This is a genomic window from Vibrio sp. V08_P9A1T1 (assembly GCF_963874405.1).
Taxonomy (GTDB): Bacteria; Pseudomonadota; Gammaproteobacteria; order Enterobacterales; family Vibrionaceae; genus Vibrio; species Vibrio anguillarum.
In genome coordinates this window covers 1-21539 of the sequence record NZ_CAWNIB010000305.1, presented here as the reverse complement: position 1 = coordinate 21539, position 21539 = coordinate 1, and the positions used below count along the sequence as shown (strand labels likewise).

The 21539-nt window shown below is 45.8% G+C and carries 18 protein-coding genes; 4 read left to right on the top strand and 14 right to left on the bottom strand.

Going from position 1 to position 21539, the window contains the following annotated elements; all coding sequences use genetic code 11:
* Positions 1-108: 108 nt before the first annotated feature.
* The 13 genes from AACT21_RS15770 to AACT21_RS15710 all read right to left on the bottom strand — a co-directional run bounded on the left by AACT21_RS15770 (position 109) and on the right by AACT21_RS15710 (position 13376).
* Complete coding sequence (locus AACT21_RS15770; protein WP_094163374.1) at positions 109-579, bottom strand: type II secretion system protein; 471 nt, start codon at positions 577-579, stop codon at positions 109-111.
* 37 nt (positions 580-616) lie between these two features.
* Positions 617-1192: a prepilin-type N-terminal cleavage/methylation domain-containing protein gene (locus tag AACT21_RS15765; protein WP_094163372.1), complete on the bottom strand. Its 576-nt coding sequence runs from the start codon at positions 1190-1192 to the stop codon at positions 617-619.
* A 95-nt stretch (positions 1193-1287) separates the two neighbouring features.
* On the bottom strand, positions 1288-1749 hold the full coding sequence (locus tag AACT21_RS15760) for an MSHA biogenesis protein MshF (protein ID WP_094163370.1): 462 nt from the start codon (positions 1747-1749) through the stop codon (positions 1288-1290).
* Positions 1750-1759: 10 nt separating this feature from the next.
* A complete protein-coding gene (locus AACT21_RS15755; RefSeq protein WP_094163368.1) occupies positions 1760-2977 on the bottom strand; it encodes a type II secretion system F family protein in 1218 nt (405 codons plus the stop codon).
* Positions 2978-2989: 12 nt separating this feature from the next.
* Positions 2990-4714: a GspE/PulE family protein gene (locus tag AACT21_RS15750; RefSeq protein ID WP_094163366.1), complete on the bottom strand. Its 1725-nt coding sequence runs from the start codon at positions 4712-4714 to the stop codon at positions 2990-2992.
* On the bottom strand, positions 4704-5819 hold the full coding sequence (locus AACT21_RS15745; protein ID WP_019281133.1) for a tetratricopeptide repeat protein: 1116 nt from the start codon (positions 5817-5819) through the stop codon (positions 4704-4706). The genes AACT21_RS15750 and AACT21_RS15745 overlap by 11 nt, the downstream gene beginning before the upstream one ends.
* The gene (locus AACT21_RS15740; RefSeq protein ID WP_029189910.1) at positions 5816-6661 is read right to left on the bottom strand and encodes an ExeA family protein; all 846 of its coding nucleotides are present in this window, start codon (positions 6659-6661) and stop codon (positions 5816-5818) included. The genes AACT21_RS15745 and AACT21_RS15740 overlap by 4 nt, the downstream gene beginning before the upstream one ends.
* Positions 6662-6666: 5 nt before the next feature.
* On the bottom strand, positions 6667-8295 hold the full coding sequence (gene mshL, locus AACT21_RS15735; RefSeq protein ID WP_013857887.1) for a pilus (MSHA type) biogenesis protein MshL: 1629 nt from the start codon (positions 8293-8295) through the stop codon (positions 6667-6669).
* A gap of 14 nt (positions 8296-8309) precedes the next feature.
* Positions 8310-8636, bottom strand: a complete 327-nt coding sequence (locus tag AACT21_RS15730) for an MSHA biogenesis protein MshK (RefSeq protein WP_013857888.1) — start codon at positions 8634-8636, stop codon at positions 8310-8312.
* Positions 8626-9270 carry a type II secretion system protein GspM gene (gene gspM, locus AACT21_RS15725; protein ID WP_013857889.1) on the bottom strand — a complete coding sequence of 215 codons (645 nt, stop codon included), beginning with the start codon at positions 9268-9270 and terminating at the stop codon, positions 8626-8628. Before gspM ends, AACT21_RS15730 begins: the two co-directional genes overlap by 11 nt.
* A complete protein-coding gene (locus AACT21_RS15720; protein WP_094163364.1) occupies positions 9267-10709 on the bottom strand; it encodes an MSHA biogenesis protein MshI in 1443 nt (480 codons plus the stop codon). Before AACT21_RS15720 ends, gspM begins: the two co-directional genes overlap by 4 nt.
* Before the next feature lie 12 nt (positions 10710-10721).
* Complete coding sequence (csrD, locus tag AACT21_RS15715; protein WP_094125115.1) at positions 10722-12710, bottom strand: RNase E specificity factor CsrD; 1989 nt, start codon at positions 12708-12710, stop codon at positions 10722-10724.
* Between the two features lie 129 nt (positions 12711-12839).
* Positions 12840-13376, bottom strand: coding sequence for a single-stranded DNA-binding protein (locus AACT21_RS15710; RefSeq protein ID WP_064624271.1), 537 nt, complete (start codon positions 13374-13376; stop codon positions 12840-12842).
* A 285-nt stretch (positions 13377-13661) separates the two neighbouring features.
* Between AACT21_RS15710 and AACT21_RS15705 the strand changes: the two genes are divergently transcribed.
* From AACT21_RS15705 to AACT21_RS15690, 4 genes are all read left to right on the top strand, one after another.
* Entirely contained in the window at positions 13662-14309 is a 648-nt protein-coding gene (locus tag AACT21_RS15705) for a LuxR C-terminal-related transcriptional regulator (protein WP_176430162.1), read from the top strand.
* Between the two features lie 117 nt (positions 14310-14426).
* Positions 14427-15296 carry a UTP--glucose-1-phosphate uridylyltransferase GalU gene (galU, locus tag AACT21_RS15700; protein ID WP_013857894.1) on the top strand — a complete coding sequence of 290 codons (870 nt, stop codon included), beginning with the start codon at positions 14427-14429 and terminating at the stop codon, positions 15294-15296.
* Between the two features lie 168 nt (positions 15297-15464).
* Positions 15465-18287, top strand: coding sequence for an excinuclease ABC subunit UvrA (uvrA, locus tag AACT21_RS15695; RefSeq protein ID WP_064626113.1), 2823 nt, complete (start codon positions 15465-15467; stop codon positions 18285-18287).
* A 34-nt stretch (positions 18288-18321) separates the two neighbouring features.
* Complete coding sequence (locus AACT21_RS15690; protein WP_094163359.1) at positions 18322-20115, top strand: PglL family O-oligosaccharyltransferase; 1794 nt, start codon at positions 18322-18324, stop codon at positions 20113-20115.
* A gap of 114 nt (positions 20116-20229) precedes the next feature.
* On the opposite strand, the gene mgtE is transcribed toward AACT21_RS15690, so the two are convergent.
* Positions 20230-21539, bottom strand: a 1310-nt coding sequence (gene mgtE, locus AACT21_RS15685; protein WP_141195229.1) for a magnesium transporter, incomplete at its 5' end; no start/stop codon positions are given.

Below are 21539 nucleotides of genomic sequence, written 5' to 3'. Positions count from 1 at the left end.
AGTGCTTAAAGTATATAAGAAATTTCAGTAGTGGGCTTAAGTTTTACTCGCTTTTGTAAATGAGAAAGAGCTAACAATAAAGGCCAGCAATGCTGGCCTTTATTAAATCTAATTACAATTTGAGACAGATATTGCAGGTTGAGCGTTACTTACCGCTGGATCAATTGCATAGGTCACAGAACATGAACTAGCACCTGCTCCTGTTACACCACTCTTAAAGCTATATGAAATCGATGTTGTTGGTGAAGATGCGACAACACTCCAATCACCATTCAATCCAGAAACTGCTTTGCCAATACCATCAACACTTGCTTCAGGATAACCCCAAACAAGTTTCACAGTGTCAGTTCCAATTGTGACTGTTTTACCTTGTGAGACAGACTCATTCCCATCAATAGCAGCTCGTCCATAAACTATCCCGGCGGATCCATCCATAGCTCCTTTTAACCCTTGTAAAGAAGCTTGGCGCGCATCGCCTTGCAAATTCAAAAAACGTGGTGCGGCGGTGACGGCGAGAATGCCGAGAATGACAATCACAACCACAAGTTCGATTAGGGTGAAACCGTTTTGTCTTTTCATAGTTACTTTCTCTCTATGTTTTAATCAATGCGCAGACTTACTGCAAAGTGACGGTCACACGACCAGTTTTTATCTCATACACAAACTGGTGCGCGGTTCCGCCCTCTTTTTGCACATAAGTACAAGTGGCTTGACCGTCATCGGCTTGTGCTGAATATTTTACATTAGCGTTATTGGCTGCATTAGCGACTGTGTCAACTTTTGGTGGGTTTTGCAGCAAATTATCCATTAAATCAATACATGACTGATCCGTAATCGCCGCTGGATAACTGGTATTATCGGTATTGAGCGCCAACGGATAACCGTCCCTAAAACCTGTTGCGGCCCCGCTGCTATCTGTAGAGCGAGTCAGCCAGAAACTGACACCATCATAGTTGACGGTGTTTTGTTTTTCCGAGCCCAAAGTCACAGAGGTTCTTGCCTGAGCTTCCCACTGAGCACGCGCCGATAGAACACCAGTAGCAAAACCACCGGCAACCCCTTCGATGCTAGCTTTTTTCGCTTCATCGGTGACATCTAAAAAGCGGGGTAGCGCTGCAACGGCCAATAAGCCGACAACCACAATCACTACGACTAATTCAACTAAGGAAAAGCCCGTTTGTTTGTTATCCATGCTCTACCTATCTCTTTGTTATTACCGTGTATTATACGCACTTGTTCTCGCATCGCTACGGGGCGAGTGCCCATTTCACTGCTTACGTCGAAAACTCATGCTGAAAAATCGACGCTTACTGTAAACTTATCCCTTAAAAGTTCAATGGTTATCACCTGTTTTTGACTGTAAACATAGCGACATTGATACTGATTTACTTGATGTGCCGATTCAATTGAAATCACTTTGCTTTCAAGTAGTTGTTCATCTGGGTATAGCAGGCTTAACCAATAACGACAATCTATACTTGATTCATTCTCAGCCAATGGTAATACCCAGCCCGTTGCACTCATATTGAGTAATCGACCATTCGCGATTAAAGTTGAGGGCCGCCCCTTTAATAACCAATCTTGCTTATAAAAATTGGCACTTTCTACGATTTTACTGCTCGCCATCGCTAATGCGGTTTGATTGGCTTCTTTTTCTATCGACTGCCATGCTGATAGCAAAGCCATCAAAAGAACAAAGACAATCAACCCCCAAATTACGAACTGAGAACGCTCTATCGCCGTTTTCATCTGACAACCTTTATCCTTTGATCGCGTCGAGCATTCCCCACATTGGCAAAAAGATGCCAAGTGCCAGCACCAACACCATAGCGGCAACAATCACCAATAAAATCGGCTCTATGCGCGCGGTGAGGGTTTTGAGATCGTAATCCACCTCTCTATCATAGAAGTCCGCGACTTCAAGTAGCAACTCATCAATGCGCCCTGTCTCTTCACCCACCGAAATCATCTGAATAACTAATGGCGTAAAAATATTGGCGTTTACCGCGGTGGTGGATACGCTTGTTCCCGCTTCAATGGCAGCTTTCATTTCTAACAGGCGAGATTCTAGAAATTTGTTATCCAACGCTTCGGCAGATAATGCTATCGATTGGTTTAATGGCACCCCCGCTTTCAACATCAAGGCAAAAGTTCGAGAAAAACGCGCCAATTGCGCTCGGTTCACTATGCCGCCGACAATAGGCATTCTTAAGCGAAACTTATCCCACTTTTGACGCCCTGCGGCTGTGCTCAACCAAGCTCTGAAAGCAAATAAACACCCAAGCAATACGCCTATCATCATCGGCCAGTAGTTGACAAAGAAATCTGACATACCAATTAAAATGCGAGTTGGCAGCGGTAAATCAACCCCGAAACGGCTAAACATGCTAGTAAATTGTGGGATCACTTTAACGTTGAGAATGAACATCGCGACCAAAATAAAGCTGATGACAAAACTCGGATAACGCATCGCCGTTTTAATCCGTTTACGAGTTTCGACTTCTTGCTCGTAGTAATGAGACAATTGCAGCAAGACTTCATCAAGCCGCCCTGTGTTCTCACCGACGTGGATCATCGACACAAACAACGGGCTAAAGACTTTCGGGTACATCTGCATTGAGCTCGATAAACTGCGCCCGTTGGTTAGCTCATTACTAACCGCTTCCAATGCTTCTTTAAGCTGTTTATTAGCACAATTTTGGATAAGTCCTTTCATCGAGCGCAGCAGCGGCACACCCGCCTTGGTCAAGCTGTAAAGCTGACGACAGAAGATCACCAACACCTCAAGTGGCACACTTGGGGTAAACAGCGATTTCCAATCAATCGAAAAATCAGCCCCTTGGTCTGACGAAATTAAGGTCGGAATCACGCCTTTGTTAAATAGCGCTTCCGCCGCGAGCTCTTCCGTCGGCGCATCAACATGCCCCGAGGTTTTGCTACCATCTAAATTTCGACCCTGATAACGATACGTTGGCATGAGTAACCTTAACTATACATAGATGGCTTGAATGATACCGGATGAATCACCTTCACCTAAGCTCATCACTTCATCTAAACTGACAACACCTTGTAGCGCCAACTCCATCGCCGAAGCTAGCAGCGGTTTGTATTGCTTCGACTGACGAGCGGCTTTCGCAAAACTAACCGCATCGTTGGCGCGCAGCGCATCCATCATCTCGTGTTCAAGTTCGAGCATTTCAAAAACCCCAATTCGCCCACGGTACCCCGTCAAATTGCAGTTCTGGCACCCACGCCCACGCGTAAAAGCCGCTTCAACTTGATTTGGGAAACGCACCGTCAGCCACTGTTTACGGGCTTCATCAACCTCATCCACCGCTTTACAATCGGGGCAAACTTTACGCACTAAACGTTGGGCAACCACAGCCCGCACGGCGCTGGCCACTAAATAACCCGGCGCGCCCATGTCCATCATGCGCAAGGCGCTATCAACCGCATCATTGGTGTGTAAGGTGCTCAACACTAAGTGGCCGGTTAAGGCCGCGCGCAAACCAATTTCAACGGTTTCTTGATCGCGCATCTCCCCGACTAGAATAATGTCCGGGTCTTGACGCAAAAAGGTTCTCAGCACCGTTGAGAAATCAAGGTCAATTTTAGGGTTGATCTGCACTTGGCTGATGCGTGGCAATCGGTACTCAACCGGATCTTCTGCGGTAATGATTTTTTTACCGGGAACATTGAGCTCAGATAACGCGCCGTACAGCGTCGTCGTTTTCCCTGAGCCGGTTGGGCCGGTCACTAAGATCATGCCGTGTGGACGTTTAAGTTGATGACGTAAACGCTGTAAAATATCATCAGGAATACCTGACTCTTCCAGTTTACGAACTCCGGATGATTGGTTGAGCAAACGCATCACCACCGACTCACCGTATTGCACTGGCATGGTCGACATACGAATATCGACCGATTGGCCTTTGGCTCGGATATTAAAACGGCCATCTTGTGGGAGGCGTTTTTCTGAGATATCAAGATTGGCCATCAATTTTAAACGCAGCACTAAAGCCGAAGCGATGTTGGTTTCATTGAGTAGGGTTTCGTGTAATACCCCATCAATCCGCTGGCGTAAACGCAATACGTTAGCATCAGGTTCGATATGAATATCAGACGCCCCGACCTGAATCGCATCTTCAAATAGAGAGTTGATGAGCTTAACAACGGTCACTTCATCGCTATCATCATCACCGATATCGAAATCAAAGGCGGTATTGCCTTGGTGTTCCAGTTGTAGCTGCTCGGCAAAGGACGCAATTTCTTTGGTGCGGCGATAGTAACGATCAAACCCTTCAACCAATTGTTTTTCTGGAGCAATAACAAATTCAAAACTGTATTGGGGTAATTGAGTAAGCAGAGATTCTTGAGCAAACAGATCCGCCGGATCACTCATTGCGATGCGCAGCATGTCGCCATTTTTGCCAATGATTAAGGCGCGTAAACGGCGTGCATGTACTTCCGGGAGGAGCTGCACTGCATCAATATCGACATTGGCTCGGCTGAGATCGATCAGCGGCAGCGAAAGTTGCTGCGATAAGAAGCTCAGCATCTGCTGCTCTGACAAAAAGCCGAGTTCGATCAGTGTGTCACCCAGTTTACGTCCACTGCGTTTTTGCGCAGCGAGCGCTTGTTCCACTTGATTTTCAGTGATGATCCCTTCTTCAACCAGCAGATCACCTAAGCGTTTTCGTAGCTTAATTTGCACTCGCACTCTCCTCTAAACTGCTTAGTACGACTAGGCGATCACGAATAAACAGTTGCGACTGACTCGAGAGGCCAACTTTCGCAAGCGCTTGTTGGTAGGTATATTTGGCCGCCTGAAAATCCATCGTGCGCTCTTGTGCTATCGCAAGCCCTAACCACCAGCGTGCGTTCTCAGCATCAAGCTTGACTAAGCGTTGATAGCTTTCTAATGCGAGTGAATCTTGCTTGGCTTTTTGTGCCAAGGCTGCCCTTAGCGAGAGATAATCGATCGAAGCATTGTCAGGTAAATGAACTAGAGGGGTTAACGCCGCTTCACTCTGCTTTTCTTTAATCAGCAATTTAGCCAACGCGATCCGCAAACTTTCTCCGTTATGATTGAGCTTTATACCGCTTTGTAAAATTTCAAAAGCTTTGCGCGCATCACCTTTGCCGTAATAGAGCGCGGATAATTTTTGACGGGCGAGTTCATTTTCTGGGGTAAAGCGTAGCACTTCACTGTACGCATCCAGTGCCTCTTTGAGCTCATTGCTGTCCACGGCTTTATCAGCGCGGCTCATTGCTTTTACCGCCAGTTGCTCTGGCGTCAAATCCACTTGTTCAATCAAAACACTTGAGATTTCTTGGTCACTTTCAGCACCGAGCGCGACCACACGGTTAGAATGCAACGGCTGTTGATTGGCTAAGGCCGAATCCTGTTTAACCGTCACTGTGGGCGTTGCTGAATTTGACGTTTTTTTGTCTACTGCAACAACGGCAGTTTGGTAAACGGGACGATGAACCGGGACAATTTTGGTGGTCGGAGAAACAAACGCAGGCGAAGAGCTTTGCTCATCAACCTCTAACAACAGGCTCTTAGGTTCATTCACTATCGCTTGATTGGCCAGTGTCTGACTGACCACTGTTTGGTCAACCGCAACTTGGTCAACCATAGCTTGCTGCTGTGACACCGCCCATCCACCGACCGCTAAGCTAGCAGCAAACCCGGCTACCATCCACAACCAAGCGCGGCTGCGTTTTACTTTCGCAACTTGCGCTGGTTGCAAGTTCACCACCGATTGGCGTTGCGCTTGTGCCAGTTTTGATAGTGCATCGTTCATCGCACTCATGATTGACTCCATCCCCACATAAAAGGGCGTTTAAACTTAGGCTTACAGGTATCAAACGTATCGTGAATCGCTGTAAATAGGTGCTGATTGCGAATCGTGCTGTCGTTTTGCGTAAAAGCCAGCAACAGAGCTTTGTGACACACTTGGTTAATCAAACGAGGGGTACCATAACTGGCTCGCCACAACGCTTTTTTCTGTTCAAGATTAAACAGTTGCGCATCACCTCCGGCTTTGCTCAAGCGGCTCTCGATATAAGCGACTGTTTCATCTAAAGAGAGCGACCGCAGATAAGCGCTAAAAGTAATTCGTTGGCGAAATTGGCGCAGATGGTGCTGCGCTAAACGCTCATCGAGCTCTGGTTGGCCGATCAACACCAGTTGCAACAACTTTGTGTATTCTGTTTCTAAATTGCCGAATAAACGCAGCACTTCCAATGCATCGTCTGGTAACGCTTGTGCTTCATCAACAATCGCGACTACTCGTTTCCCCTGCTGCTTTAGCACAATCAATTGTTGCTGAATACGATCAACAATATCCGCATCATCTTGCTTACTAAGGCCTAGTTCGCTGGCGACAGCTTGGCGAAGTTCTCGACCATTAAGCGCTGGGTTGGGTAAGTAAATCAGTGCAATATGATCATGTAAATGATTGATCAACATACGACACACCATGGTTTTTCCGGTTCCGACTTCTCCGGTTATCTTGATCACCCCTTCGCCTAAATCAATGGCAGCACTCACTGTCTGAATCGCCTCGTAATGTGGCGCTAAGCCTAAAAACAGTGATGTATTAGGCGTGAGATGAAAAGGCAGTTGCTCAAAACCAAAGTGCTCAAGATACATGATGTTTATTCTTCGTCTGGGAACCACTCCTGTAGTAGTTCACGCGAGCGTTCGAGCTCTTTTTGCCAGGTATTAACACCCACAACCGTTGGTTTCAGCAAAATCACCAATTCGGTTTTTTCAGTCAGCTCAGAGGTGTTACGAAACAGATACCCTAAACCGGGTAAATCCCCCAAAAAAGGGACTTTAGATACTTGATTGGAGGTGTTGGATTTCATTAATCCACCAATCACCACCACGTCACCATCTTGTGCACGGATTACCGAGTCTGATTCGCGGATCGTACTGCGCGCTAATGGCAACACAATTTGGTTGCCTGCATATTCAATTTGTTTCGTCTGCTCGTCGACTTCAATCACAGCGGGGTGCACGTGCAATAGCACATTGCCTTGGTCATCAATTTGTGGCGTCACGTCAAGCGAGATACCCGAGAAAAATGGCGTTAGTTGGATATCTGGTGCAACATTAGAGTTATCGCCATTACCAACCACACCCGTCACGTCAGTGACATAGTATTCATCAGTGCCGACTTTGATCACCGCTTTTTGGTTGTTAGCAGCGGTAACTCTTGGGCTGGATAGGACATTCAAATCACCCTGAGTTCCCATAAAATTAAGCACCGCTTCAAAACTACCATCTGAAATGGTGACATTGGTTTGGCCTTGCAACAGAGTGCCTATCGCATCCATCCCCGGCAGTAACGAAGCCGCACTACCGACCTTATTAATCACAACATCACCATTGCCAAAGGACATATTTGACCAATTGATCCCTTGCTGGTAACCATCGCTCAAGGTGACTTCTAAAATTTTTGCTTCAAGGATCACTTGTCGCTGCAGACGTTGCTGAGAAATGCCTAGAAACTCTCGCACTTCACGTATTTCATCTGGGTAGGCTCGAACAGTGATTACGCTCGCTTGTGGCGTGACAACAACGCCTTGACCTTTGCCCGAGCCAATCAGCTGTGCAACGGCTTTTTCAAGCTGCGGCCAGAAATCGCTTTCACTGGTGGTTTCAATTTCCGTTCCACCTTTCGAATTACTAGATGAGTTACTCGAATTGGAATTAGAACTGGAATTTGAGCTAGAACTACTCGAGGAACTAGAACCGGTATCCGTATTAGTGATCGTACCGGTGGTGATGGAAGTTAAAGAACGGCCCGTACGTTTAAGTTGTAAATAATCGACCGGGATAGTCACAGTACGAAGGCCTGACGGGTAAACCTGAATCACTTTACCCTTTTTGATAATTTCATAGCCATACATGTCACGAACGACGGCCAATACATCATCCAAAGTCACGTCGGTTAGATTTACCGTTACACTTCCAGTAACTTCAGGGTGGATGGCGGCACTAAACTCAGTTCCTTTCACTAAACTGGCAAAAAATACCCTTGCATCCACATTATCAGCTTGGATACGAAAGCGTTTAACCGTTTCTTGACTGCGCGCTGTGATTCCCTCAATGTCAGGCATCAAGTCAGCTTCTACGGAGGCCGGTAGAACGGCTAGATTTCGGCTGTTGGCTTCATTAATCGCCTGATTCAAAGACTGTTTCATCTCAACTGGATCGCGATGTCCCATAGAACAGCCCATTAAGGATACGATGACTACGCCTAATACGATTTTACGCATACGATTTCTATACCTTACTGCTTGATGTCCAGAGAAAAGAGGCCTAAATCCCACGTCTTTCCTCTGCGAGAAAGGGTCACTTGCTGTGGTTCAATGGCTTCTACTGTGTAGCCAAATAGCGACTCTCCGATGCCAACCACTTGATCGTTAAGCACTGCCACACAAGGTATGGTTTGTTGGCATACAATACTTTGCAACCTAGGTAGCGGGTAACTCTCTATCTTATTGACAGGTGATGCGCTCTCCCTCGCCCAACCTAATGGCGCGGTAGGATCTTGCGCTGCCCAACTACTGCATACAACACACATCAACAGCAGTGAAAAAACGGATCTAACCACCAATAAACTCCTGTCTAATGCCTAATGTATACACTTCCATAATGACTCTGGCTTGGGGGTAATTTTCTACCTTGTATTGGAAATAACGCCAATAATACTTCATCGGTAAACTTTCTAAATTGGTCAAATAATTCAATATCGCGAAGTAATTACCGGTGAACTCCAATCTCACAGGATGAACATAATAGCCTGAATATTCAGATGATTGGTTGTTATTTGCAATCGGCTCTGCTGCTAATGACTCCATGGAGACCAACGTCAACTCTGGGCTGGTTGCCAAAACACTTTCAAGCAATTGCGCCATCTTCGCGGGTGTAATCAGTGAATCAACCAATGCTGCCAGCTCAAGCGAGAGAGTTTGGCTCTGCGCCATTAACTGTTTGAATTCTAGATTGATCTCTTGATTCGGATCTTTATTAAGCTTAGCAGTCAATAACAGAATTTCACCTTGCATTCGCTGGTTCATCTGCTCAACAGACTGAAGCTGTAACCGATTAGCCGCCACCGATTTCATCGCGGGTTCAAGTAACAAGCTAAACAAGAGCAGTGTAATCACCACTAAGCCACACAGGGCGATCAACATTTTTTCACGCGAACTGATGGCTAAGAATTTGTTGCTGATGCTCTGCCAATTCATTGGCTATCCTCCGCTTTAGTTTTAAGCTCAAAGATGAGAATGCCTTGCTCATTGCGCGCAATTTTTAACTTTTCAAAACTACGTCCCACTAGGTTCAGTTCGCTTTTAAACTGACTTAACCAGTTTGGAATATCTTTCGCCTCTCTAGCCAAGCCTTGCAAATCGAGCTGCTCATGATGGATGGTAATGGTCGTTAATGAAATATCATCACGGCTGAGTGTGGCTAGCGAACGCATGACTCCTGAGTAACCGACCTGTTGTGATTGATCAAACTCATTAATCGAATCCAATGTGGCTTGTTTGCCCTTAATTTGCTGCTTCAAACGCTCAATCGCCGCCATTTTTTCAACCGATGGCTTATGCTTATCAACTTTCTGTTTGGTCGTTTCTAATTCAGCAGCAAGGACTTTATTTTGCGCTTGTTTAGCTTGTAGCTGCTGTTTCAATTGACTATTTTGCCATTGATAACTGGCATAGGCCAATAGCATCACTAAAGCGACAATGCCCCAAATCGCGCAGACCATGGAGAGTGAAAAATACTCTTTCTTCGGCTTAAGATGCGCCGGGTATAAGTTGAGCATTGAATCGTCAATGCGAGTCACTTGCTCCACCAGCAGATGCGCCGAACTCGGTAACCGCTCATCAAGCAGGGAAACTTTGACATTTAGGCGTTCATTTAATGCATCGACCAACTCTTGCTGCGCTTCTTCATCACACAGCACTTTTAGCTGATGTAATGAGGCCCCTTTAAGCTGCGAGGAAAGGTAATCGATCGAACGTTGCAGTTCTAACGCTAAGCCATCGAGCTGTAAAACCGAGCTGGCGACGCCAGTAATGGGAGAGACAACACCTCTCATTGTGCGTTGAAAACAGCATTTTTGGTCCACAAATGCGTCAAACTTAAAACTGCTGTTTTTACTACGCTGTAACAGCAAAAAATGCTCAAGATCACCGGCACTTCTCGCCCACACTTCATCTTCGGGAATGACTTTGCCTAACGCTAAACCCATCGCACTCAGTTGCGACGCCACTTCCAATACCGTGCGTTTTGAGACCACGTAGGCTTGAATTTTATTATCTGCGGGTAACGGAAAAGCATCAGCGATGATGTCAGTGACTTTCTCTGTCACCAGATCTTTCAATAAAAATGGCAGGGCGACTGACCACTCTTCTTTGGGTAACTGCGGTTTTTCTATTTGATAAGTTTGATAAAAATGAGCGTGGAGGACAAGGTTAATTACCGTACCCTTGATGTTGAGCGGTTTGAGTGCGTGAAAGAGTACCTGTTGCCACGTTGCACCATCAAGCGGGATCTCTGCCGGCAAAGTCGCATCATCCAAAGCCGAGAAATAGAGAGCATCAGGTCTTACGACAACGAACAATTGCCGCAACGTCGCTTTAGATGGTTTTAATTTATCAATCAGTGACTGAAGATTCATATAGGTTCGCTTTTATTTTTTACGCCAACGATTTCTTCGCCCTAAGGTCACGCTAGGGCTAATTATTTTCTCAGGTAACAAAGGCTGTTCTTCTTCAAACAGTCGGCCTTGCCCACCATGAATGCCTAGGTTTTTTAGCGTTTGCCACTCTTGCTCTGTTTCGACACCGACCGCAATAACTTGAGTCTGAGTACCGCCACAAGCACCGATCATGCTACGAACAAACAGCTGATTTTCATGCCGTTGGTCTATTTTCTTCATCAAACTGCGGTGTAACTTAAGGAAATCAATCTTAAGATCTTTTATGTAGTGAGTGCTGACAATCGTTCTGCCAGCCTGCCCTACGATTACCTTAGCACCGAGGCCGGAGATCATCTTAATAACGGGGCGCATATAATCGAGATGCTGTACTAATCGCCCCTCTGGAAACTCAAAGGATAGCAGTACTCTGCTACTCGAGGTCAGTTGCAGCAATTCATGTCGAAACCACTTAAAATACGACTTATCGGCGAATGGGACGACATGCAAGTTCACTGACACATTGACCTTAACTTCAGAGCGTTTGAGCAAACGAACCACCTGCAGCAACACGGCTCGATCCATCACCATTTCATAACCTACAGTTTCTAAAGCAGAATGAAAGCGAGAGGCTTTTATAACACCTTGTTCTGGATCATCAATACGCGCAAACAACTCATCGTGCAGCCATACTAAATCATTCGTCTTTTCAAGCAAATAGCAAGGTTGACGGAATAAAATTATTTTCTCAGGCGTCAGCACCTGATCAAACAAAGTTCGCCAACGCACACTGCCCCGTTCCTCTTGGAAAAAAGTACTCTTTTTAAAGCGGCTCCACGTATTCACTCGCTGTAACTGAGCACTTTTTAAGGCCGTTTCTGCCTCATCCAACACTCGACCACGCCGCTCGCCTTCGCTGTACATACTGATACCTATATGGCACCAGTTTTCTTTATCGAGCGGCTCAGGAGGCGATATGCGCGCTAAAAGCTTCAAACATTGTGTAGCAATAGAAGCGACCTCTTTTACCCCTTGGTGCGGCACAAAAATGGCAAAATCGGTATCGTAATAGCGAGATAAAATCACATCTGGGTAACGCTGTATGACGTTGGAGATGTTCTCCCCGACTTCCACAACGAGATCATCCGCTGCTTTTTTATCATTTTCTTCGCACAGAGAATCCCAATCATCGATACGCACTAACAAAACGCCACCACGCGCGCCATTCTCTAACAAGGCTGATTCCAATTTGCTATCAAAAAGGACACGGTTGGCCGTACCCGTCAACTTATCTAAGAAGGTTTGGGTCCGGATAAAAGTATCAAAGCGGCTACGCTCTTGACGAGCATCTTGCAGCTCATCAATCAGGACATCAAGCGCCTCACTCGCCGTATAAGGCCACTCGCGGTGATCACCTTTGGCGTACTGCTCCACTCGACCGGCGAGAATCATTCGCCCTCGCTCCTCCAACAATTCAGATCCAAGCAATTGCTCTTTAAGCCACTTTACCCCACGAATCAAACAAAACACGATGAGACCAACTGCCAACGTAATAGACCACATGGCACCCAATGAGTAGCTATAACTGAGATAAGGCGGAACGGCTTTAAAGCTGATGCTGTAGCCTGGATTACGTTCAAGGATAATATCAATATGGTACAAACGGGCAGGGTCAACTTTGGACGAGGTATCTTTAAAACGGTAAATAACGCCAGCTGGTGAAGAGAGCTGCATTTCAACAATGCTACTGGCTTGCAACATTTTGGGCATCCAACGTTGCAATGAATAAGCGGCATCAGGATCTTCTATTTCTTTATCGACTACCTCCACAATTCCTGCTAGGTAGTGATTGAGATATTCTTGTCCAAGCCGTTGAAAAGACAAAGTTCCACCAATAAACAAAATGAACATTGCACTGGTTACGATGAGCGTAACAAAAGCTACTAACCGAGTACTCAGTTTCAGTGTTGGTGTATACCGCATGAATGCTGAATTCCTTTTCAACGTAAACTTTGTCGATCACTAAGCTGTGCTGACAAATAAGAAAATGCTAATAGTGATAACTATATAAAAAAGCCGCGGTTTTCGCGGCTTTTTTCGACATTCGAACGTTTAGAATGGGATGTCGTCATCAAAATCCATTGGTGGTTCATTATACTGAGGTTGAGCCTGTTGAGGAGCTGACTGCTGCTGTTGCTGTGGTTGCTTTTGCATCGCAGGCTGCTGAGGTTGCCCCCATCCGCCACCTTGTTGCTGTTGTTGTGGCATTCCACCTTGCGCTGGAGCACCACCTTGAGCACGGCCACCCAACATTTGCATCACACCATTGAAACCTTGTACGACAACTTCGGTGGTGTAACGATCTTGTCCGCTTTGATCTTGCCACTTACGAGTTTGTAGCTGACCTTCAATGTACACTTGTGAACCTTTACGTAAGTATTCACCAGCCACTTCGGCTAATTTGCCAAACAGCGCAACACGGTGCCATTCGGTTTTTTCGCGTTGCTCGCCAGTTGCTTTATCACGCCATGAATCTGACGTTGCAATGGTGATATTTGCCACAGCAGCGCCACCAGGCATATAACGAATTTCTGGGTCGTTACCTAGGTTACCCACTAAAATAACTTTATTTACTCCACGGCTTGCCATGTTTTGCTCCGTCTTCCATCATGAGTGTTCTTTAAATAGCTGACTAGGATACCACGCTTTATGCGAGGCACAAATCTTCACAGAAATAGTTGTCAAAATTCATCTCACAATCTTGCTCAATTTCCTATTTTTTAGAACCGCCACCTCTAATTTAAGGATGACAAAACACTCAGTTACCTTACCATATGAAACTAAGCGCAATTTTATTTATCTCGTTGGCTTTATAACCTAATTTCCGTCATTTTCTAGGCAGTTGTCTAACATTCTCGTCAACAGGAAGTGACCATGAGAAAAGCAAACTATACCCGCACCATTTACTTTCTTTGCTTAGATAAAGAGCAAGAGCACCCTTATATTGACCATTTAACCGATCGGCTTGGACTGCCCATTCCGAAAATTGAGCCTGAAATCCTGCGCCAAACGTATTGTCCAGATAAACACAAAATATTGATGATTGATCATACCGATTATGCGCTACTGCAGCAACGCTTGGGAAATTGCCCATTAAGCAGTCAGCATCATGAAACGATCCTTATCAATGTGTTGCAAAGATTAACCACGAATGACTTATTAACCTTTGGCCATTTAAAGGGGCTATTTTATAAAAATGATACCCTAGATAAAATTGCATTTGGGCTTGGTGAAATCATTAACGGACAAAATTGGCTACCCAGACACGCTGTAAGCCAGTTACTGCACTACTATCGCTACGCGTTTGAGTCCCATACTGCTCAAGTGATTACAGACTTAACCGCCCGCGAAATACAGATCCTCCGCTGCTTACAAACTGGCGCATCGAATAACCAAATGTCGGAAGATTTATTCATCAGTGAATTCACGGTCAAATCACATCTCTACCAAATATTCAAAAAGCTATCGGTCAAAAATAGGGTCCAAGCGATTGCGTGGGCCAATCAAAATATTCTGTCTTAATTATGTGCTTTCACGCAGAATTTAACTGAGTTCACCGCTTTAGTGGTGATAGCGTTTCATAAAGCATGATAAGGTTGCGCCATCAATTAACAATTCAAATAAAAATAAGGTTATAGCATGATCAAAAAATGCCTATTCCCAGCCGCTGGCTACGGTACACGTTTTCTTCCAGCGACCAAATCAATGCCTAAAGAGATGATGCCAGTCGTCAATAAACCCTTGATCGAATATGGTGTTGAAGAGGCGATTCAAGCTGGAATGACCGGGATGTGTATTGTGACTGGGCGTGGAAAACACTCGATCATGGATCACTTCGATAAAAACTATGAGCTAGAGCATCAAATTAGTGGCACCAACAAAGAAGAGCTACTGGTTGATATTCGTGAAATCATTGATACCGCCAACTTCACCTACATTCGTCAACGTGAAATGAAAGGTTTAGGCCATGCGATTTTAACGGGTCGAGAGTTAGTCGGCGATGAACCTTTTGCGGTGGTGCTGGCCGATGACTTATGTGTCAATCAAGAAAAAGGGGTTTTGGCACAAATGGTCGCTCTGTATAAACAGTTCCGCTGCTCAATTGTTGCCGTTCAAGAAGTGCCTGAAAATGAAACACATAAATACGGTGTTATTTCCGGTGAAATGATCAAAGACGATCTGTTCCGAGTGGATGACATGGTTGAAAAACCAGAACCAGGCACCGCACCAAGCAATTTAGCCATCATTGGCCGCTACATTTTAACCCCAGATATTTTTGATCTGATTGAGCAAACAGAGCCGGGTAAAGGTGGCGAAATTCAAATTACCGACGCGCTACTCAAACAAGCGCAATCAGGCTGTGTATTGGCGTATAAATTCAAAGGCCAACGCTTTGACTGTGGTAGCGTAGAAGGCTATATCGAAGCCACTAACTACTGCTTTGAAAACATGTACAAAAAGAACGAACAAAAAGTCGCGTTGGATAAACATTCGACTCATAAAGCTTAAGTAACCGAATGCGTTAGTCACCTAATGCCTTAGTAACCTAGCGCCTCCCCAATAAAAACCACGGCAAGTCCCGTGGTTTTTATTTACTGTTTTTTTATCCAGTACCTATTTGCACAAAACTCACACTATGCAATACTTGCTTAACTTGTGTTACATAGAGCCTAGATGATGGACAAAATTGAAGTTAGGGGCGCTCGAACCCACAACCTGAAAAATATCAACCTGACCATTCCACGCGATAAATTAACGGTGATTACAGGGCTATCAGGCTCGGGGAAGTCGTCTCTCGCCTTTGATACACTCTACGCAGAGGGCCAACGCCGCTATGTTGAATCGCTGTCTGCCTATGCACGCCAATTTTTATCTTTGATGGAAAAACCGGATGTTGACCATATTGAAGGTCTTTCACCGGCTATCTCTATTGAACAAAAATCAACCTCGCATAACCCTCGTTCTACGGTTGGCACCATTACCGAAGTTTATGACTACTTGCGTCTGCTTTATGCGCGAGTCGGTGAGCCGCGCTGCCCAGAGCACAAAGTTCCACTTCGCGCTCAAACCATCAGCCAAATGGTTGATAAGGTGTTGGAATTAGCTGAAGGTTCAAAACTGATGCTGCTTGCACCGATTGTGAAAGAGCGCAAAGGTGAACACGTTAAAACGCTGGAAAACTTGGCCGCGCAAGGTTTTATCCGCGCCCGCATTGATGGTGAAACGTGCGATCTGACTGATCCACCAACCCTTGAGCTGCACAAAAAGCACACCATTGAAGTGGTGGTTGATCGCTTCAAAGTTCGCCCTGACCTACAGCAGCGCCTAGCCGAATCCTTTGAGACAACACTAGAGTTGTCAGGCGGTATTGCCGTTGTTACTGACATGGATGGTGAAGGCGAACAGATTGTATTCTCAGCCAATTTTGCTTGTCCACACTGTGGCTACAGTATGCAGGAGTTAGAGCCTCGGCTGTTCTCATTTAATAACCCAGCGGGCGCATGCCACACCTGTGATGGTTTAGGCGTACAACAATATTTTGACCCTGAACGCGTTATCCAAGATAGCCAACTCAGCCTCGCGCAAGGAGCGATTCGTGGCTGGGATCAGAAAAATTACTACTACTTCCAGATGCTCACGTCACTCGCTGCGCATTATGATTTTGATTTACATACCCCATTTAACAAACTGCCCAAAAAGGTTCAGGAAATCATCTTGAAAGGCTCGGGGAAAACTGAGATTGAGTTTAACTACATTAATGATCGTGGTGATATTCGGGTTAAACGCCATCCGTTTGAAGGCATTCTCAATACACTTGAACGGCGTTATCGCGATACAGAATCTAACTCTGTCCGTGAAGATTTGGTGAAATACATCTCGACTAAGCCTTGTACCAGTTGTAATGGCACCCGTTTACGCATCGAAGCTCGCAACGTATTTATCAATGACACCGCGCTCCCGGAAGTGGTGGAACTGAGCATTGCCGATGCCTTGCAATTTTTTCAATCTCTTGATTTAGAAGGCCAACGAGCACAAATTGCTGAAAAAGTAATGAAAGAGATCAATGACCGTTTGCATTTCCTCGTCAACGTTGGGTTGAATTATCTCAACCTTTCTCGGAGTGCTGAAACCCTGTCAGGAGGCGAAGCACAACGGATTCGCTTAGCGAGCCAAATTGGCGCTGGACTCGTTGGGGTAATGTACGTCTTAGATGAGCCATCGATTGGGCTCCACCAGCGTGATAACGAACGGCTATTAAAAACGCTCACGCATTTGCGCGATCTAGGCAACACGGTATTGGTTGTAGAGCATGACGAAGACGCAATTCGTATGGCCGATCATGTAATTGATATTGGCCCTGGCGCTGGTGTGCATGGTGGGCAAGTCGTCGCAGAAGGGAATGTGAATGACATAATTTCCAACCCTAATTCGCTCACAGGACAGTACCTGAGCGGCGCGAAAAAAATTGCGATTCCTACCGTGCGTACCCCGAGAGATCCCAAGAAAACGGTGGAGCTTATCGGCGCGTCGGGTAACAACCTCAAGACGGTTGATTTATCAATTCCTGTTGGTTTATTTAGCTGCGTAACCGGAGTTTCAGGCTCCGGTAAATCAACCTTAATTAATGATACCTTTTTTAAAATTGCTCATACGGCCTTAAATGGAGCCACCACAGCAACGCCTGCTCCATATCAAAAAATCAAAGGGTTAGAGCATTTTGATAAGGTCATCGACATTGACCAAAGCCCGATAGGCCGAACTCCCCGCTCAAACCCGGCCACCTATACGGGCATTTTCACACCGATCCGCGAGCTATTCTCGGGCACTCAAGAGTCTCGCTCTCGAGGCTATAAACCGGGTCGTTTTAGCTTTAACGTACGCGGTGGACGCTGCGAAGCATGCCAAGGTGATGGTGTGATTAAGGTTGAAATGCACTTTTTACCCGATGTTTACGTGCCATGCGATGTGTGTAAGGGCAAACGCTATAATCGTGAAACATTGGAAGTCCGCTACAAAGGCAAAGCAATTGATGAAGTGTTGGAGATGACCGTCGAAGATGCTTACGCTTTTTTTGAGCCCGTACCGATGATCGCTCGCAAACTCAAGACTTTGATTGACGTGGGTTTATCCTACATACGCCTCGGACAAGCGGCGACGACATTGTCAGGGGGCGAAGCTCAACGCGTCAAACTGGCTCGTGAACTATCAAAGCGCGATACAGGAAAAACCTTGTACATTTTGGATGAGCCAACGACTGGCTTACACTTCCATGATATCCAACAGCTCTTGACCGTACTGCATCGCCTACGCGACCACGGCAATACCGTGGTGGTGATTGAACACAACTTAGATGTGATTAAAACCGCAGACTGGGTGATCGACTTAGGGCCAGAAGGTGGACAAGGCGGCGGCGAAATTATTGCTCAAGGAACGCCCGAAGATGTGGCGCAGATCGAAGGTTCACACACAGCACGCTTTCTTAAGCCTATGTTGAAATAGAAAAAAACGGTAAAGTAAAGAAACCAGCAAGTGGTTGCTGGTTTCTTTTAATTGGAACGCGAGACCTATGGCAACATTGCATCTAAGCGGTACACAACTTGAAGCACAAACACCCGCCATCCCCTTAAACAAACCCTTTTTGCTTTCGATTGGCATTCTCTATTTACTGGCAATGCATTTTTTTATGCCCAACCCTGGTGGCTCAGGTCTGGCTTTATCTTTTAATCCAACCACTTGGCTTGCCCTTAGTTTTACGCTCTCATTAGGTCTGTATCAACTCGCATCTAACCGTAGGTTACGCTATTCCAAACTGACCATCGGTCTTTTCATCAGTTGTACCATCATGACGATTCCGCTGCTTTATACGAATGCTCAAATTGAGTCGTCGCTGAGTCGAATGTTAGGACTATGGACTGGGCTGCTTTTTTTTGTATTGCTGCAACAATTTCGTTTTAGTAACAAACATAAGCAGCGATTACTCTGGTTTATCGTACTCGCGGTATTGATTGAAACTCTATTTGGTCTGTACCAATACTTTTTGCTTTCACCCGATAATATTTTTGGCTACAACACCCTCATCAACCGCCCTTACGGCATTTTTCAGCAACCGAATGTGATGGCAAGCTTTCTCGCGACAGGGCTGGTTATGTCCGGCTATTTACTGGCTCGTCAACCGAAAAAGTACAATCAGCATGTTAGCGAAGTGAGCCTACTTTATGTCACTCCACTGCTCACTGCACCGTTGCTGGTGATATTAGCCTCGCGCACTGGCTGGATTGGCGCGGTACTCGGCACGCTTTTTGTTCTGCCTTACCTATTTAAATTTTCAACGCCTAAACGGTTTTGGGGATGGAGCGCTGCAACGCTATTGGGTATTGCTTTAGGGTTTGTCGCTGTCTATTCCCAAGGCACGGGCGATTTTCTAGAGAATAAGGCTGATTTAGAGAGCCCTCGTCGTTATACCTTTCCTCAAACCATCGATATGGTCATAGAAAAACCCTTCACGGGTTATGGCTATGGCAAGTTTGAATCTGAATATTTGCTTTATACCGCAAGGCAACACCAATTAAACCCTAGCTACCAACCGGGGTTGGCTTCGATGGATCATCCTCATAATGAATTACTATTCTGGGCGGTGGAAGGCGGTTTGTTACCTGTGCTAGGGATCACACTGGCCATGCTTTTCGTGCTCATGCGGATGTATTCGGCCAAGAAAGGGACCAGGCTTGCGATGTTCGCCCTTTTCATCCCTATCGTGTTGCACAGCCAACTCGAATACCCATTTTACCATTCTGCCATTCATTGGATAACCTTCATTATTCTGCTTTTTTGGGTTGATCAACGCGTGGCTAAATACCGTTCGGCCCCTTTTGGCCTTATCAGTAAATCCCTGTTTCGAGTATTGAGTTTAGTAGTGCCGATTTTGACTGGCTTTTATATGCTCAGCGCACTGCACAGTAATTACGTGCTTACCCAATTTGAGAAATCTCAACCCAAGAACCCGGATATCCTACAAAAGGTGACGAACCCTGTGGTTTGGAAAGACCGTTTTGATTGGGATGTCTACAGCACTTACCTCAACATTGGCCTGTATAATCAAGATCCTAAATTGATTACGCCATACATCGACTGGTCATTGGCCATCATAAAACATAAACCGCGTCCTGCTTTTTACAATAATCTGATCTTGGCTTACCAAGGTATTGGTGACGAAAGCCGCGCCGAGCAAATTCGCTCCGAAGCCGCATTTTTGTTCCCCAATATGGATTTCAGTGAGGTGCAGTATAGCCCGCCAACCAGTTCGGCTGATCGTTCGTCTGCCAATTAAATCGAGCATATGAGCCTTATTCATAAAAAAAGCTTTCCCAAAAATAGAGAAAGCTTTTGACCGTTGGGCTTATTTCACACTCCAACCCGTAGATCTCACTGCCAGATGAGTGGCTTACGTCACTGGTGGAAAATCCAACACCATGGTAGCAACGCTGAAATAGATGATCACCCCGATAGAATCCGCAATGGTCGTGATCAACGGAGCACTGGCTGACGCAGGATCGAGCTTAAACTTATTCAGAATGAACGGAAGGAGCATTCCAACAACACAACCAATAATCACCACAATTTGCATCGTTACCGCAACGACAAAAGCGATATCACTGCCGCCTCGCCAAAAACCCAATAAAGAAACAGCAATGGCCATTGTTGCCCCTAATAACGCCGCAATCCCTAACTCTCGCACCAACATGGATAGCCAATCTTTCATCACCACTTCACCAGTGGCTAAGGCTCGAACCATCAACGTTGCTGACTGGGATCCTGCATTACCGCCGCTATCAATCAACAGTGGTAAGAAGAAGACCAAGGCTACATAGGTTTGAATCGTCTCCTCAAAGTACGCAATTCCGGCACCAGAAAAAAGATTACCAAAGACTAACAACACCAGCCAAAACACACGTTTCTTGTACATTAGCCATACGCTGGCTTCTTTAAGGTTACCGGTAAAACCAACCGCAGCGACTTTATGAAAATCCATATCCGCTTGCTGCTCGGCCACGTCCATCGCATCGTCATAAGTCACTATACCGACCAAACGAAATTGCTCATCAAAAACAGGCACCGCAAGTAAATCGTATTTACTAATGGCTTGCGCTGCACACTCTTGATCTTCATCGGCTCGCACAAACACTGTCTCTTTGGTCATGATGTCAGAGACAAGCGAGGTCGGTTGTGCCAGCACTAAATCCTTAAGCGAAAGTGTACCAAGTAAGCGATTCTGTTTATCAATCACATACGCTTGATAGATGGTTTCCCTCTCGTTGGCCATTTCACGTAAACGCGCAATCGCCTGCTGCACATCATCCTCGGCGTTTAACGTCGCATAATCTGTCGTCATGATAGAGCCGACCGAGCCTTGAGGGTAGGCTGCAAGTTGTTGTACATCTTGCCGCTCTTGTTGATCCAGTAGAGCAAGTAGCGGCGGTTGGCGCGTCTCATCCAAGTGAGCATATAAGTCAGCCCTTTCATCATGGGGCATAACTTGAAGCACTTTCGCAAGCGCTTCGAGCGGCATTCTCTCCACCACTTTTTCTCTGATAGGCTCAGAAAAATACCCCAATAGCGCCGCTTGACGAGCGATTGGCATCAATTGTACCAGCTCAAAGACATCCTCTTCGCTCAAGGTCTGATTAGCCAACTGCTCAGCGAAGACTTGAGCAATATCAGCGATGGGATACTGTTCCATTAATTGATTTAAGT

Coding starts and splice junctions, on each gene's coding strand:
- gspM (WP_013857889.1), bottom strand. CDS start 9,270: ATGAATTGGCAGAGCATCAGCAACAAATTCTTAGCCATCAGTTCGCGT.
- AACT21_RS15740 (WP_029189910.1), bottom strand. CDS start 6,661: ATGTATCTTGAGCACTTTGGTTTTGAGCAACTGCCTTTTCATCTCACG.
- galU (WP_013857894.1), top strand. CDS start 14,427: ATGATCAAAAAATGCCTATTCCCAGCCGCTGGCTACGGTACACGTTTT.
- mshL (WP_013857887.1), bottom strand. CDS start 8,295: ATGCGTAAAATCGTATTAGGCGTAGTCATCGTATCCTTAATGGGCTGT.
- uvrA (WP_064626113.1), top strand. CDS start 15,465: ATGGACAAAATTGAAGTTAGGGGCGCTCGAACCCACAACCTGAAAAAT.
- AACT21_RS15765 (WP_094163372.1), bottom strand. CDS start 1,192: ATGGATAACAAACAAACGGGCTTTTCCTTAGTTGAATTAGTCGTAGTG.
- AACT21_RS15720 (WP_094163364.1), bottom strand. CDS start 10,709: ATGAATCTTCAGTCACTGATTGATAAATTAAAACCATCTAAAGCGACG.
- csrD (WP_094125115.1), bottom strand. CDS start 12,710: ATGCGGTATACACCAACACTGAAACTGAGTACTCGGTTAGTAGCTTTT.
- AACT21_RS15770 (WP_094163374.1), bottom strand. CDS start 579: ATGAAAAGACAAAACGGTTTCACCCTAATCGAACTTGTGGTTGTGATT.
- AACT21_RS15760 (WP_094163370.1), bottom strand. CDS start 1,749: ATGAAAACGGCGATAGAGCGTTCTCAGTTCGTAATTTGGGGGTTGATT.
- AACT21_RS15755 (WP_094163368.1), bottom strand. CDS start 2,977: ATGCCAACGTATCGTTATCAGGGTCGAAATTTAGATGGTAGCAAAACC.
- AACT21_RS15745 (WP_019281133.1), bottom strand. CDS start 5,819: ATGAGTGCGATGAACGATGCACTATCAAAACTGGCACAAGCGCAACGC.
- AACT21_RS15705 (WP_176430162.1), top strand. CDS start 13,662: ATGAGAAAAGCAAACTATACCCGCACCATTTACTTTCTTTGCTTAGAT.
- AACT21_RS15710 (WP_064624271.1), bottom strand. CDS start 13,376: ATGGCAAGCCGTGGAGTAAATAAAGTTATTTTAGTGGGTAACCTAGGT.